Origin of the sequence: Enterococcus raffinosus (genome assembly GCF_001886185.1) — a bacterium.
GTDB lineage: Bacteria > Bacillota > Bacilli > Lactobacillales > Enterococcaceae > Enterococcus_A > Enterococcus_A raffinosus.
In genome coordinates this window covers 68094-82239 of the sequence record NZ_JXLA01000005.1, presented here as the reverse complement: position 1 = coordinate 82239, position 14146 = coordinate 68094, and the positions used below count along the sequence as shown (strand labels likewise).

The 14146-nt window shown below is 38.8% G+C and carries 15 protein-coding genes; 5 read left to right on the top strand and 10 right to left on the bottom strand.

Features of this window, described 5'->3' with window-relative positions:
• The first annotated feature begins 71 nt into the window (after positions 1 to 71).
• From RV13_RS03840 to RV13_RS03830, 3 genes are all read left to right on the top strand, one after another.
• Positions 72 to 293, top strand: a complete 222-nt coding sequence (locus RV13_RS03840) for a DUF2829 domain-containing protein (protein ID WP_010746691.1) — start codon at positions 72 to 74, stop codon at positions 291 to 293.
• Positions 290 to 1042 (top strand): 3-oxoacyl-ACP reductase, encoded by a 753-nt coding sequence (locus RV13_RS03835; protein ID WP_010746692.1) that lies wholly within the window; start codon positions 290 to 292, stop codon positions 1040 to 1042. Before RV13_RS03840 ends, RV13_RS03835 begins: the two co-directional genes overlap by 4 nt.
• A 117-nt stretch (positions 1043 to 1159) precedes the next feature.
• Positions 1160 to 1666 (top strand): QueT transporter family protein, encoded by a 507-nt coding sequence (locus tag RV13_RS03830; protein ID WP_010746693.1) that lies wholly within the window; start codon positions 1160 to 1162, stop codon positions 1664 to 1666.
• Between the two features lie 33 nt (positions 1667 to 1699).
• Here the strand turns inward: RV13_RS03830 and treC are convergent, their stop codons facing one another.
• Both treC and treP read right to left on the bottom strand, forming a co-directional pair.
• On the bottom strand, positions 1700 to 3322 hold the full coding sequence (gene treC / locus RV13_RS03825) for an alpha,alpha-phosphotrehalase (protein ID WP_010746694.1): 1623 nt from the start codon (positions 3320 to 3322) through the stop codon (positions 1700 to 1702).
• Positions 3323 to 3337: 15 nt separating this feature from the next.
• On the bottom strand, positions 3338 to 5284 hold the full coding sequence (treP, locus tag RV13_RS03820) for a PTS system trehalose-specific EIIBC component (RefSeq protein WP_010746695.1): 1947 nt from the start codon (positions 5282 to 5284) through the stop codon (positions 3338 to 3340).
• A gap of 375 nt (positions 5285 to 5659) precedes the next feature.
• Here treP and treR point away from each other — a divergent pair, with 375 nt between their 5' ends.
• A complete protein-coding gene (treR, locus tag RV13_RS03815; protein WP_010746696.1) occupies positions 5660 to 6382 on the top strand; it encodes a trehalose operon repressor in 723 nt (240 codons plus the stop codon).
• 46 nt (positions 6383 to 6428) lie between these two features.
• Here treR and ccpA read toward each other — a convergent pair whose 3' ends face one another.
• Positions 6429 to 7433, bottom strand: a complete 1005-nt coding sequence (gene ccpA / locus RV13_RS03810; protein WP_010746697.1) for a catabolite control protein A — start codon at positions 7431 to 7433, stop codon at positions 6429 to 6431.
• A 193-nt stretch (positions 7434 to 7626) separates the two neighbouring features.
• On the opposite strand from ccpA, the gene RV13_RS03805 reads away from it, so the two are divergent.
• Complete coding sequence (locus tag RV13_RS03805; protein WP_010746698.1) at positions 7627 to 8727, top strand: M24 family metallopeptidase; 1101 nt, start codon at positions 7627 to 7629, stop codon at positions 8725 to 8727.
• 310 nt (positions 8728 to 9037) lie between these two features.
• Here the strand turns inward: RV13_RS03805 and RV13_RS21285 are convergent, their stop codons facing one another.
• From RV13_RS21285 to lgt, 7 genes are all read right to left on the bottom strand, one after another.
• Positions 9038 to 9283: a helix-turn-helix domain-containing protein gene (locus tag RV13_RS21285; RefSeq protein WP_010746699.1), complete on the bottom strand. Its 246-nt coding sequence runs from the start codon at positions 9281 to 9283 to the stop codon at positions 9038 to 9040.
• Positions 9284 to 9394: 111 nt separating this feature from the next.
• A complete protein-coding gene (locus tag RV13_RS03795; RefSeq protein ID WP_010746700.1) occupies positions 9395 to 9961 on the bottom strand; it encodes a YtxH domain-containing protein in 567 nt (188 codons plus the stop codon).
• A 2-nt stretch (positions 9962 to 9963) separates the two neighbouring features.
• Positions 9964 to 10401 (bottom strand): DUF948 domain-containing protein, encoded by a 438-nt coding sequence (locus tag RV13_RS03790; protein ID WP_010746701.1) that lies wholly within the window; start codon positions 10399 to 10401, stop codon positions 9964 to 9966.
• Between the two features lie 118 nt (positions 10402 to 10519).
• Positions 10520 to 11080 carry a TetR/AcrR family transcriptional regulator gene (locus tag RV13_RS03785; protein ID WP_010746702.1) on the bottom strand — a complete coding sequence of 187 codons (561 nt, stop codon included), beginning with the start codon at positions 11078 to 11080 and terminating at the stop codon, positions 10520 to 10522.
• A 166-nt stretch (positions 11081 to 11246) separates the two neighbouring features.
• Positions 11247 to 12140 (bottom strand): UTP--glucose-1-phosphate uridylyltransferase GalU, encoded by an 894-nt coding sequence (galU, locus tag RV13_RS03780; RefSeq protein ID WP_010746703.1) that lies wholly within the window; start codon positions 12138 to 12140, stop codon positions 11247 to 11249.
• 20 nt (positions 12141 to 12160) lie between these two features.
• Positions 12161 to 13180 (bottom strand): NAD(P)H-dependent glycerol-3-phosphate dehydrogenase, encoded by a 1020-nt coding sequence (locus RV13_RS03775; protein WP_010746704.1) that lies wholly within the window; start codon positions 13178 to 13180, stop codon positions 12161 to 12163.
• A 135-nt stretch (positions 13181 to 13315) separates the two neighbouring features.
• On the bottom strand, positions 13316 to 14146 hold the full coding sequence (gene lgt / locus RV13_RS03770; protein WP_010746705.1) for a prolipoprotein diacylglyceryl transferase: 831 nt from the start codon (positions 14144 to 14146) through the stop codon (positions 13316 to 13318).

Genomic DNA, 14146 nt, shown 5'->3' with positions numbered 1-14146 from the left:
CTTCTTGTAGCTCCTCAAACTTTTTGGTATTCTACCAAAAGAAAACGAAAATTTAGATGGAGGAAATATCAATGACATTTGAAGAAATTTTACCTGAACTAAAAAAAGGGGCAAAGATTATTCGTGAAGGTTGGGGCGGATTTGAATTGTACGTAACCCTAGTGGAAGGAGACGTATTTGATGGTTCGCCCGTTACCCCCTACTTTTTGATCAAGACCGCTGATGAAGGGTTCTCCAGCTTCGCACCGACCGTTTGTGATATTTTGGCAGAAGATTGGAAAATCGTCGAATGATGGCGATGGATTTCTCAAAAAAAGTAGTGTTTATTACTGGCGCTGCTTCAGGGATCGGAGCTGCTCAGGCACAAGCGTTTTTGACTACTGGTGCCTATGTTTTTGCCTTTGATCAGCAAAAGCAAGAGATGCTGACTTTGCAAATGAACTACCCTGAACAGTTTGCTTTCTTTATTGGCGACGTTCGAGAAAAAATAGCTTTGAAGAAAGCGATAAGAAAATGCCATGAACATTTTGGTACTGTGAACATTTTGTTAAATACAGTAGGCGTATTGGATGATTATTTGCCGTTGCATGATACAGACGAAGAACTATGGTCAAACATATTAACTACGAATCTTAACAGCATGTTCACCCTAACAAAATTATTACTGCCAGAGCTATTAGAGAATCAAGGGACTGTCATTAACATGGCTTCAATTGCTGGACTTGTCGCTGGTGGCGGAGGGATTGCGTATACTACTAGTAAACATGCGATTGTCGGCTTTACTAAGCAGCTTGCTTTAGACTATGCTGCCAGGGGGCTTCACGTCAACGCTATCGCTCCTGGAGCCATCAATACGCCTATGAATCAGGCTGATTTTGCCGGTGACGGTCAAATGGCAAAATGGGTCGCTGAGGAAACTCCTGTTAAACGTTGGGCCGATCCTAAAGAAGTCGCTTATGCGACATTATTCTTAGCGAGTGATGAGACTCGTTATATGCAAGGAAATATTTTACCTATCGATGGTGGCTGGCTTTTAAAATAGCTTGCAATTTTTTCTAAATAATCTAAGATAGGTGGTAGCGATATTTTCGCACTGTGACACTTCAATCCTTTGGTCGCAGTTATTAACGAGACGATGTCTTGTAAAGGAGAATGAAAAATGAATCTTGAAAAAAGTTCAGCACAACGCTGGACCACCACCGACACGGCAAAAATGGCCGTCGTGACAGGGCTGTATGTCGCTGTCACCATCGTTTTATCCGTTATTAGTTTTGGCGCGATCCAGCTCCGTGTAGCGGAAATGTTCAACTACTTACCTCTTTTCAACAAGCGATATACGATCGCTGTGACGCTAGGTGTCGCGATTGCCAATTTGGCATCCCCATTAGGGATTGTAGATGTAGCATTAGGGAGTGTCTCTACGTTGATCGTTTTGTTGATATGTCGGGGAATTACTCGAAAAGTCACAAATCTTAAGAAAAAAATGATTATCACAGCATTCCTCTTTGCCTTTTCGATGTTTACGGTAGCAGGACAATTAACGTTCTTCTATCAGGCGCCATTTTTACTTAATTGGCTAATTATCGGTTTAGGTGAATTACTTTCTATGTCACTAGGCGGTATAATCATTTATTTGATAAATAAACGAATAGACTTAACTAAATAGAAACGCGTGAGCACATTTTGCTCACGCGTTTTTTTAACAATAAATAGCGATGGATTGATACGGCTTCAATGTGATTTCTTGACCCTTTGTATCACTATCATAGTTACTGATTAATACTTCGCCCTTTTGAAATTCATCAGGCAGATCAATTGTTGTTTCCTGTGGAAAGAAATTATTAAGCACAAGAAGTCTACGATCCTCATAGCTACGGATATAGCTGTAAATTTGCGGATGATCAGGTAAAAAAGCTTCATAACTTCCTTCCGCAATGATCGGATATTCTTTCCTCAATTTGATCAATCGTTGATAATAATTAAAGATAGATCCCTCCTGCAGCTCCTTCGCCACATTGATTTCATTAGCCGTATTTCCTAGTGACAGCCACGGATCAACCGTTGAAAAGCCACTATATTCTCCACTATCCCACTGCATCGGCGTTCTTGAATTGTCCCGCGATTTTGCTTTGACAATTTTAAAGGCTTCCTTTTCCGATGTTCCTGCTAATAGCAATTCTTGATACGCATTTAGGCTTTCCACATCTGCATATTTTTCCATAGAATCAAAATCTGGATCGAGCATTCCGATTTCTTCTCCCATATAGATATATGGCGTCCCCCGATTCAAATGAATCGAACTAGCCAGCATTTTTGCGCCAGCTACACGATAGTTATCCACATCCGTAAACCGATTCAACGCTCTTGGCTGATCGTGATTATTCCAGAAAAGAGCATTCCATCCGTTCTCTTGGCTCATCTGCGTTCCCCAAGTATGAAACAATTCTTTTAGTCGAGTAAAATCAAATGGCATTTGTGTCCACTTCTTACCGTCTTTATAATCAACTTTTAAATGATGGAAGTTAAAGGTCATGTTTAATTCTTCGCGCTCAGGTTGGGTGTACAAAATACAGTTTTCCACTGTGGTAAAACTCATTTCACCAACGGTAATCATATCTGTCTCTTTCCCAAAGGTTGCCTGATTCATCATGTGGATAAAGTCGTGATTAATCGGACGATCTGTGTAGGCGGGTTTTCCATCATTCTCTGCACAATCTTTTAAAACTTCATCTTTGCCGATTAAATTGATCACATCGAATCGAAACCCTTTTACACCTTTTTCCATCCAAAAACGGATAACTTCAAATAATTCTTCGCGTACTTCTGGATTTCGCCAATTTAAGTCAGCCTGTGTTTTATCAAATAGATGCAAATAGAATTTACCAGTCTCTCCAAATGGAGCCCAAGCATTTCCACCGAATTTAGAAACCCAATCCGTTGGCTCATCCCGTAAGATAAAGTACGCTTGATATTTTTTATCACCAGCCAATGCTTTTTGGAACCATTCATGCTCTGTCGAGACATGATTGAAAACCATATCTAGCATTACTTCGATACCATGTTCTTTTGCAGTAGCAATTAGATTTTCAAAATCACTCATGGTTCCAAACATTGGATTGATCGCTGTATAGTTCGCTACATCGTACCCATTGTCATTTTGAGGACTTGGATAGATTGGGCTCAACCAAATCATATCGACCCCCAAACGTTTCAAATAGGGGATTTTTTGTTTGATACCTGGTAGATCCCCGATGCCGTCCTGATTTGTATCCAAAAAAGATTTGGGATAAATTTGGTAGATGACTTTTTCTTTAAAACTCATTTTGTCCTCCAGCTTCTATAATTCTGTCGCTAATAAAATTTTCTCTGCACTTGTTACAGGGGCTTCCTGAATCAATGGATCCACTTGAAAGTCGGTTGAATTTGTTATGATAATCGGTGTTTGCACCTCATATCCTGCTGACTTGATGGCCTCAACATCAAACTCCATTAAAAGCTGACCTTTTTTGACACTGTCTCCTTGCTGTACATGACTGGTAAAATATTTGCCGTCTAATTGTACGGTATCAATCCCAATATGAATCAATACCTCTGTTCCCTCTCTACTAACTAAACCGATAGCATGCTTTGTTGGAAACAATAAACTGATTTGACCATCAAAAGGTGCAACTAATTTTCCTTCACTCGGGTCAATCACAACTCCTTGTCCCATCATCCCCTCAGCAAATACCGGATCCTTTGCACTGCTTAAAGGATGAAGCATTCCAGCAATTGGCGAAAACAACTCAACAACAGAACCCGTTTTCTTAACAGGCTCATTGCCCAATGTTGGCACATTCCCTTCTTCGATCCGATCAATTTTATTGAACAAACCGATCCGACGGAATGTCAATGTCAAAAGAAACGGAACAGCAATCGCGATTACCATTCCAATCGCAAAGATTGGATAGTCTTGCGGGCGAATCGCTAAAATCCCTGGAAGCCCGCCGACACCAATTGATAATGCCCGAACCTTGAATAACGTTATAAACAAGCCTGCGATCCCACTACCGATCATAGCAGCAATAAATGGATACGTGTATTTCAAATTGATCCCGAACATTGCCGGTTCCGTAACGCCCAACCAAGCAGAGATCACTGATGGAATAGATACCTGTTCTTCTTTTTTATTCCCACGATGAGCAAAGACTATCGCCAAAACAGCCGCCCCTTGAGCAATATTGGATAAGCAAATCATCGGCCATAAGTTAGTCGAACCAAAGTCGGCAATTAATTGTGAGTCTATCGCTAATGTCGTATGATGCAACCCAGTAATAACCAGAGGCGAATATAGCGCTCCGAATACTCCGCCAAATAACCAGCTAAAGCTAGAAGTTAGACCCGCATTTACTACAGCAGAGATCGCTGTTCCGATTTTCCAACCGATAGGACCTAAAATAATATGCGCAGCCAAAATCGTTGGAAGCAATGAGAAAAATGGAACGAAAATCATTGAAACAGCCTCAGGAATATGTTTCCGGAAAAAGCGTTCTAGGTAAACTATTAGAAACCCTGCCAGCATTGCTGGAATAACTTGGGCTTGGTAACCGATCTTATCAACAGTGAAAAAGCCAAAGTCCCATGTCCAGTTCTTTGCAATTTCTGCCGCTGTCGTGCCGTTAACTGAATAGGCATTTAACAATTGTGGCGAAACTAATGTGATCCCAAGAACGATCCCTAAGATTTCAGTCGCACCCATTTTACGAGCAATACTCCAAGTAATCCCGACTGGCAAGAAGTGGAAAATAGCTTCACCTGGCAACCATAAGAACCCATTGACACCGTTCCAAAATGTAGAGGCTTCAACAATTGTTTGACCATTCAGCCACCCCATTGGTACGGCTTCCAAAATATTACGAAATCCTAAAATCAAACCGCCGACAATAATTGCTGGTAATAAAGGGGTAAAAATTTCTGCTAAAACAGTAATGGCACGTTGGACTGGATTTTGATTTTGCTTGGCCGCCGATTTTGCGGCTTCTTTCGAAACACCTTCTACTCCGGAAACAGCAACAAACTCATTATAAAAAACGGCTACATCGTTTCCAATAATTACTTGAAATTGTCCAGCATTAGTAAACATTCCTTTAACACTTGGAATCTCTTCGATTCGCTCCTCATCTGCTTTTTTTGGATCATTTAGCACAAAGCGCATCCGAGTAGCACAGTGGGTAACCGCAGAAATATTTTTCTTTCCGCCAATGGCTGCCAGCAGGTCCTTCGAATCCTTTTCATATTTTCCCATCTTTTTTCCCTCCGAATAAATTTAACTTGTATGGATAAGTTCAGCTGATAGGTTTACTATAATTGGTTTGAGCATTTTTGTAAATCGCTTACATCTGGTGCTACGAAGTGTTTATTAGAGAAATTTAATTTTAATGGACGATAACAAATTTTATTAATGATTAATCAGTCTTATAGTTACCAACAGGTTGGTAAGAAAGCAAACAAGCTTCTCTTAAAATAAGAATTTACTCATTTTATTTATCCAAAATCCAAAGAAAACGTTTTACTTGTGATTTTTTTCTTTGTATAATGGAATCACATATACGGACAAGTTGTTTTGATCTGTTTCCCGCACTGATAGGCTAGTAAACGAGTTGGATAAAAGGAGGGCTAAATGAAAAATTATGAGGTGATTTACCAAGCAATCGAACGAGGAATTTTAAAAGGCGTTTATGAAGCGGGTTCTTATTTGCCTAGTGAAAACAAATTGCGTCAAACCTACCATGTATCACGCGATACGATTCGCAAAGCCTTGTCTCTTCTGATGGCTAATGGCTACATTCAAAAAATTCAAGGTAAAGGTTCACTTGTTTTGAAGCGAGAGCAGCTGCGATTTCCTGTTTCTGGTTTAACGAGTTACAAGGAACTCCAAAATTCTTATGGCTATGACAGTAGTACGGACGTTATTAGTTTAAAGAAAGTTATGATTAATGAAAAGGAAGTACGTGTGACTGGATTTGAAATCGGGGCTGTCTGCTGGGAATTGATTCGTACACGAGCGATCGACCAGAAAAAAGTAATACTTGATAAAGACCTATTACTGACGACAGTTGTGCCTGAGCTAGATACTGAAATCGCAAAGGATTCCATTTATCGCTACTTTGAAAATCAATTGGGGTTGAATATCGCTTTTGCTGAAAAGGAAATCACGATTGATGCCCTGACTGATGAAGATCGAGAACTATTGGATCTTAATCAGCATGATATCAATATTGTTTCTGTAAAAAGTCGTGTATTTACTAGTGATGCTCGGCAATTTCAATACACAGAAAGTCGTCACCAGGTGGATAAATTCCGCTTTTTCGATTTTGCACGACGACACCCTTCAACAATGTAACCCGATGAAAAAGGCTGTGCCAAATTTGGCACAGCCTTTTTTCATATTATTGCTTCGTTGATCCTTTTTCGAAGATACCATGTGGCAATTCGATTGTTTTTTGTTCAATGTCTTCTTTGTTCATCATTTTTGTTAACAGACGCATCGCAACGGCACCGATATCATACAATGGTTGAGTTACACTGCTTAGACGCGGACGTGCCACTTCTGTCAGCAATGAATCATTGCTTGTAATGATTTCGAAGTCTTCAGGAACTTTCACGCCTTTATCAATCAAGCCGTCTAATAAACCGATAGCTAATTCATCATCAGTCACATACGCTGCTGTTGCACCACTATTTAAGATACGATCAGTCAATGCTAATCCTTCTTTAAAGTTATAAGGCGCTTCAAAGATCAGCCCTTCATTGTAGTCTAAACCATTTTCAGCCAATGATTCTTTATAGCCGCCCATACGAGCTTGACCATTAATCGCGTCAATCAACGCTCCGCTGATGAAGGCAATTTTCTTATTGCCATGTTTTGCTAATAAATCAATAGATTCTTTAGTTGCTGCTTTGTAATCAATGTTTACACTACCCACTTGTTCATCTGGATCAATTGAACCAGCTAAAACGATTGGTGTCTTTGAACGTGAAAATTCTGCACGGATTTCATCAGTAATACGATGACCCATGAAAATTACACCATCTACTTGTTTCGCTAATAAATTATTTAATACATTTACTTCTTTTTGCGCTTCGCCATCTGAGTTCGCTAAGATGATATTATATTTGTACATTGTAGCAATATCATCAATTCCTCGTGCTAATGACGCAAAAAACATATTGCTGACGTCTGGGATGATTACACCGACTGTCGTAGTTTTCTTGCTTGCTAGTCCTCGTGCGACAGCATTTGGGCGATAATCTAGACGCTCAATAACTTCTAACACCTTTTTACGTGTTGTAGGTTTTACATTGGGATTGCCATTGACTACACGAGAAACGGTTGCCATTGAAACATTTGCTTCACGGGCAACATCATAAATCGTAATTGTTTGCTTTTCCATGGATATGCTCCTTTTTTTGTTTTCAGAAAATATCATTTACATTTCTAAAAGATAATAGCACGTTGTTTCATTGATTGCAACCGTTTTACACATTTTTCCTTAAAATTCTGTAAGCGTTTTATCAGAATCATTTTTCAATAAATTTTATTAGTGTTACAATCAATATAACGCCAAAAGAAAGAAGGATGCTTTAATGAACCAAGAAAAAGTTTTAGAACTACGAAAATGGATGCAAAAAAATGAGGTTGATTTGGCTTATGTTTCAGATGCGAGCCACATTGGTTATTTCTCCGGCTTCGATAGCAACCCGATGGAACGTGTATTGGCATTGTTCATTCCACTTGAAAAGGATCCATTTCTATTTGCGCCTGGCTTAGAAGTTGAAGATGCAAAAGCCAGCAGTTTTGAATATGATGTCGTTGGTTTTCTAGACAGCCAAGACCCCTTCACGCTCATTGTTGAGGAAATTAAAAAACGTTATGGAACACCAAAAAGAATCGCTTTAGAAAAAAATCAGTTAGTCCTTGATCGTTATCTACGCTTAAATGAAGCTTTTCCATCCGCCGATTTTTCAGCTGACTTGACCCCACTCGTTCAGGAACTACAGTTATATAAGACCGAAGAGGAGTGCCAACGCTTGATCGAAGCTGGCTCTACAGCAGACTTAGCTTTTGAAATTGGGTTTAGACATGTGAAACCAGGTGTAACGGAAGAAGAGATTGTTGCAGAGATTGAATATGAATTAAAGAAAAAAGGGATTAAACAAATGTCCTTCCCTACAGAAGTTTTGGCAGGACCTAACGCAGCCAGTCCACATGGTTCACCAGGTAAAAATACATGTAAGGAAAATGAACTTGTTTTATTCGATCTCGGTACGATTGTTAACGGCTATTGCAGTGATGCGACCCGCACGGTTGCTTGTGGAAAACCGACAGATCATCAAAAAGACATCTACAACATCGTTTTAGAGGCACATATGGCTGCGATGAATGCTGTAAAACCAGGTGTAACCTGTGGGCAATTAGATAAGCTTGCCCGAGATGTCATCGAAAGTCATGGCTATGGTGAGTATTTCAATCATCGTTTAGGCCACGGAATTGGAACAACGATTCATGAATTCCCACAAATCGTCGGCGGAAATGATCTGGAAGTTAAAGAAGGCATGTGCTTCTCGATTGAACCTGGCATTTACTTACCAAACGACGTCGGTGTTCGAATCGAAGATTGCCTTTATGTAACTAAAGACGGCTGTATTCCATTCACCACAACATCAAAAGAATTAATTACTTTATAGAAAATAAAAGCAGGTATCCATCTCTAATGTGAATGGATACCTGTTTTGTTCCTATAACATAAAATACTTCATTCCTGATGATTATCTACCACTTGCTTTTCATTAAAAAAATACCCACTAACACTAAAATAGGCCAGCATCATCATTATTAAAAACAAATAGAATACTGTGTCTTTAAGTGAATGAAAGTACCACAATGAAAAAGCCAAAATAATTGGCAATAAAATAAAACGAGTCCACGGCTGTTTCCAATTACGACGAATCGCGACCCATAAAAAGCGTAAGGGTAAAAATAAAATACCAAACAGTATTAAGCCAAAGAACCATGAACTTTTTTCAAAAAATCTTCCTCCTTCTCTTTTTTCGAAGAGGACTCTTCCGTAAATTGAATACCCAAGACTCTTTCTAAACCTTTTTTAGAAATCGCATCTGAAACGCTCTTTTCTAATTCCAATTTTGAAATAGTTTGTCTTGTAACATAGATTTGTTCTGCCAATTGCTGTTGGGGCATCTTCAACTCTTCACTTTTTGAACGAATACGTTTGCCTAATTCCAATTTCGTTACACCTCAATTATTGATTATTATGTTTAAAGATTACAGCAATATCATGCGTTGCGCACGCAATGGCATAAAAAATAGCCCTTAAATGCTAAGGGCTACGTTAGTTTATTCTGGATTATTTTTTTCCACTTCTTCTTTCAGTTCTTCCTTGACTTCAGCAAAATCAGGTTTATCCTTACTCAACTCTTCTGATTTATCAGCCAGAGCCGCTGCTCCTTCAGATACGGTTTCTTTTGCGTCTTCCTTTGTTTCCTTCACATCAATTACAATATCTTCTGAAGCATCTTCTGCTACATCCTTCGCATCACTCGCTGCCTTGCGGAAACGATCCGACAAATCAGAGCTTTGACGTTTCAAATCTTCCAAGGTATCCGTCGTAATATCATCCATGTCATCCATAGAATCATTTACTTTTCCTTTTACATTTGACGCTAAGTCACTTGCTTGTTCACTTAAATCAGAAGCACGATCTTTTACGATCGCCCCCATTTCGCTAGTCTTCGCAACGAAATCATCTGTATAGTCAGAAGCGACATCTAACCATTCATCTGTCTTTTTCGCTAAATCCTCACGCATTTCTTTTCCTGATTTTGGTGCTAATAATAAAGCAACTACTGCTGCAGCCGTTCCACCAATCAAGGCGCCTGCTAAAAACTTTCCGTTTTTTGACATTCCTATCCCTCCGTTTTTGTGGTAGTTTTACGATCTCTAAAGAATTTCATCGTTGTCGCGCCAACTTTTCCTGCGACACTTGCTTTTGCTGCATTTTTACTAACTCCACCGACTTTTCCAGCTAGGTTACGGCTAGTAGTATTCAAATCAGAAACACTCTGACTCAAATCAGCTACCGCCGTGAATAATGGATCAATCGTTTCAACTTTACCGTTAATATCATTCAACAGATGATTGCCCTTTACTAACAATCCTTCTACTTGTTGCATGAGTAAATCTACATCTTTGGTAAGCACATCAATCGTTGTGTTGGCCTCTGTTACCGTCGTTTCAACCTTTTCAACTGTTTTTGAAACTTGGCTTAAAACACGTACTAAGAATATGACCAAAACAACAAATGCAAGTGCTGCTATAATTGCTGCAATGCCACCTAAACTCATTCAATCACTCCTCCCATTGTTCTCTCATTATGCTAACTTAAATTATACCATTCTCATAGAAATTAATGAAAGAGAAAGAGTTATAATCTGTACTAATAAAAAAGATCCCTCAATACAATTATTGAGGGACTTTCGTAAAGTTTTGCAGAATACCATTATAGATAATCTCTAAATCACTAATCAAATCAGTCTCGTTAAAATTATTTTCAGTGAACCCATCTGCATGACCGCGAAAATAGTTTGTCATTACTCGCTCCACTTGAAGAATTTCCTTATCTGTCAGTTCACATTCTGAAAAAATTCGCTCAAAGGCAGCTCTTAGAAAAACAGCAATGCTTTTTTCATAAGAGTCTATGTACTCTTTTTCATAAAAAACAGTATAAAACGCGTTTTTATTTTTGGCAAAGTCAGCCCAAGTTTTTCCTAGTTCGATAAAAGCGCAAAGATTCGCTCTGCCTAACAATGAATCTACTAATTGTTCGCGAAAATCCTCCATCGCTCGTCTAACAACCGCTTGTCGTAATTCTGTCACACTTCCTGTATGCGTATACAACGAGGGAGACTTAACATCCAACCGATCAGCAATTTTATTTAGTCTTAACCCATTAATACCTGATTCATAAACTAGGTCCATCGCGCATGCTATAACGATTTCTTTATTTAAACGGGAAGTTTTCATTCATTCTCCTTTTCAATGTCGTTATTTTCAAAAAATATTATATAACGAAATTACTAATTTTTTCTATTCGTTATATTGATAATTAGCATTTAAAAAACAAATAATTCATTTATATAAAATAACTAACAATATAAAAAGCGCAGACTCAAATCTGCGCTTTAAAAAATTATTTTTTTGTTTTATTTTGTCCACTTAATTCTTTGCCTAAGCTGATAATATACTCACGTAGATTATCCTTAATTTCAGGATGTTTCAAACCGTATTCGATACTTGTTGTCATAAATCCGAATTTATCACCAACATCATAGCGAGTTCCGCTAAACTCGTGAGCAAACACTCTTTGAGTTTTATTTAGCGTATCAATCGCATCAGTTAATTGAATTTCATTTCCTGCACCTGGCTTTTGCGTAGCTAATACATCAAAAATTTCAGGCGTTAACAAGTAACGTCCGATAATAGCTAAATTACTTGGAGCTTCTTCTGGTTTTGGTTTTTCAACAAAGTTCTTCACATTGAATAACCCTTTAGAAACCTCTTCACCTGGATTGATGATCCCGTATTTTGACGTTTCTTTTTCCGGCACACGCATCACTGCGATTGTTGCAGCATGTGTTTGTTCATAATCATTCATTAATTGTTTCGTTAATGGCACACGGTCTTCCATCAAATCGTCACCAAGCATGACTACAAACGGTTCATTGCCAACAAATGCACGAGCCTGTAAAACTGCATGGCCTAATCCTTTAGGATGTGATTGACGAATGAAGTGTAAATTAACATCGGTAGTTTCCTCTACAAGCTTCAATAAATCTGTTTTTCCTTTTTCTTGCAAGTTCATTTCTAGTTCAATGTTTGCATCAAAATGATCTTCGATTGGTCGTTTAGCTTTTCCAGTTACGATTAGAATATCCTCAATCCCAGATTTCAATGCTTCTTCAACGATAAATTGAATCGTTGGTTTGTCTACGATAGGCAACATTTCCTTTGCCATCGCTTTTGTAGCTGGCAAAAATCTTGTTCCCAGCCCAGCAGCTGGAATAACGGCTTTTTTTACTCGCATAATTGTCCCACTCTTTCTATTTATTCTAAAGTAAATTCATTTTCAAACGTACCTTCACGTGTCATTAATTCACGACAAGCCTGACGCACGTCTTTATCGTTGTATAAAACCTCATAGATTGTTTCAGTTATCGGCATACTTACATTCATGCTATCGGCCAGTTCTTTCGCCGCTTTAGTGGTTGAAACACCTTCCACGATCATGCCCATATTGTCTAATACTTCATCGAGTTTGTGGCCTTTGCCTAAAAGATTTCCTGCACGCCAGTTTCTCGAATGGACTGATGTACAAGTAACAATCAAATCACCTACACCGCTTAATCCAATGAAAGTCAATGGATTGGCACCCATGGCTACTCCCAAACGACTAATTTCAGCTAAACCACGTGTCATAATTGCTGCCTTTGCATCATCACCATAAGAAAGTCCATGCAACGCACCTGCACCTAAAGCGATGATATTTTTCAATGCTGCGCCGGTCTCAACGCCGATAACATCTGGATTTGTATAAATTCTTAGATAATCGTTCATAAACAGCTTTTGGACATAAGTTGCTAAAGCTTCATCCTTGCAGGCAGCAGTGATTGTTGTAATGTCATGTACTGCTACTTCTTCAGCATGGCTTGGTCCAGAAAGTACGACTACACCTTGACGATGTTCCTCTGGGATCTCCTCAATTAGAACTTCCGAAATCCGTTTGTGGGTATCTTGTTCTAATCCTTTACTAGCATGAATAATTACTGGTTTGTTCTCAACAACTTGAGCAAATTCCTGTGCAACGGATCGAATCGCCTTTGTTGGAACAACAAATAGGACAGCATCCGCATCTTTCACAGCATTTTTTAGATTTTTTTCACCCTTAATACTTTCGGGAATTTTCAGGTCTGGTAAGTAATGGCGATTCGTGTGGTACGTATTGATTTCATCAATTTGCGCATCATGATTTCCCCAAAGCCTTACTTCATGTCCATTTTCAGCCAAAACTTGTGCTAATGCTGTTCCCCAAGAGCCCGGTCCTAAAACTGCAACTTTTTGCTTCACAGAGATTTCCTCCTATTTTATATTAAGGCATTTATTCTTCTAAGAAAACAAATACGCTTATCTATCTACTAAATGTGACACATTTAAAATATTTTTTCCTTTACTATCATAGCATATCTAACTACCATCTCGTTCTTAAATTAGAGCCTGATTAGTTCCTTTATCCCGCTCGTACAGCTTGATATCCGTACGTTTTTTTCGCCGATAATAAAACAGAAAAATTCCTCCGACAAAAAGAATGAGCGACAACACTTGAGAAACACGAATTCCTCCAAATGCGTATAAGCTGTCTGTCCGCATGCCTTCAATAAAGAAGCGACCAAAACTATACCAAATTACATAACTTAAAAAAAGTTCTCCTCGTTTAACCAACAATTTTTTTCGAACAATTAAAATCAAAATGAATCCTAACAGGCTCCACATTGATTCATAGAAAAAGGTAGGTTGACGAAAGGCTCCATCAATATACATATTATTGATTATAAATTGCGGCAAGTGTAATCCCTCTAGAAATTGACGTGTTGTTTCTCCGCCATATGCCTCATGGTTTGTAAAATTCCCCCAACGTCCCATCGCTTGTGCCAGCATGACACTTGGCGCAACAACATCTAAGAAGAGCCATGGATCAATAAAGTGATGACGCGTATACACAATCAAAACAATCGCTGCCGCAATCAATCCGCCATAGATTGCTAAGCCACCACTACGTGTATTAAAAATCTGTATTGGATCTGCCAGATATGGTTCTAAGTCAAACAAAATATAATACAAACGTGCACCAATAATAGCAATCGGCAATGCCCAGAGAATAAAGTTCGTCATATCATCTTCTTTTAAGCCGACTCTCAATGCCTCACGATTCGCAAGCCATAAAGCAATGGCAATTCCAGAAACAATAATAATCGCGTACCAATAAATTTGAAGACCAAACAATTCAAAGGCCGTACGATTTATCTGTCCAATCAT

Excerpts from the sequence above, each read along its gene's own strand:
- RV13_RS03805 (WP_010746698.1), top strand. The coding sequence starts at position 7,627 with ATGAACCAAGAAAAAGTTTTAGAACTACGAAAATGGATGCAAAAAAAT.
- treC (WP_010746694.1), bottom strand. The coding sequence starts at position 3,322 with ATGAGTTTTAAAGAAAAAGTCATCTACCAAATTTATCCCAAATCTTTT.
- ccpA (WP_010746697.1), bottom strand. The coding sequence starts at position 7,433 with ATGGAAAAGCAAACAATTACGATTTATGATGTTGCCCGTGAAGCAAAT.
- RV13_RS03840 (WP_010746691.1), top strand. The coding sequence starts at position 72 with ATGACATTTGAAGAAATTTTACCTGAACTAAAAAAAGGGGCAAAGATT.
- lgt (WP_010746705.1), bottom strand. The coding sequence starts at position 14,146 with ATGATTGGACAGATAAATCGTACGGCCTTTGAATTGTTTGGTCTTCAA.
- RV13_RS03795 (WP_010746700.1), bottom strand. The coding sequence starts at position 9,961 with ATGTCAAAAAACGGAAAGTTTTTAGCAGGCGCCTTGATTGGTGGAACG.
- treP (WP_010746695.1), bottom strand. The coding sequence starts at position 5,284 with ATGGGAAAATATGAAAAGGATTCGAAGGACCTGCTGGCAGCCATTGGC.
- RV13_RS03830 (WP_010746693.1), top strand. The coding sequence starts at position 1,160 with ATGAATCTTGAAAAAAGTTCAGCACAACGCTGGACCACCACCGACACG.
- galU (WP_010746703.1), bottom strand. The coding sequence starts at position 12,140 with ATGCGAGTAAAAAAAGCCGTTATTCCAGCTGCTGGGCTGGGAACAAGA.
- RV13_RS03785 (WP_010746702.1), bottom strand. The coding sequence starts at position 11,080 with ATGAAAACTTCCCGTTTAAATAAAGAAATCGTTATAGCATGCGCGATG.
- treR (WP_010746696.1), top strand. The coding sequence starts at position 5,660 with ATGAAAAATTATGAGGTGATTTACCAAGCAATCGAACGAGGAATTTTA.
- RV13_RS03835 (WP_010746692.1), top strand. The coding sequence starts at position 290 with ATGATGGCGATGGATTTCTCAAAAAAAGTAGTGTTTATTACTGGCGCT.
- RV13_RS03790 (WP_010746701.1), bottom strand. The coding sequence starts at position 10,401 with ATGAGTTTAGGTGGCATTGCAGCAATTATAGCAGCACTTGCATTTGTT.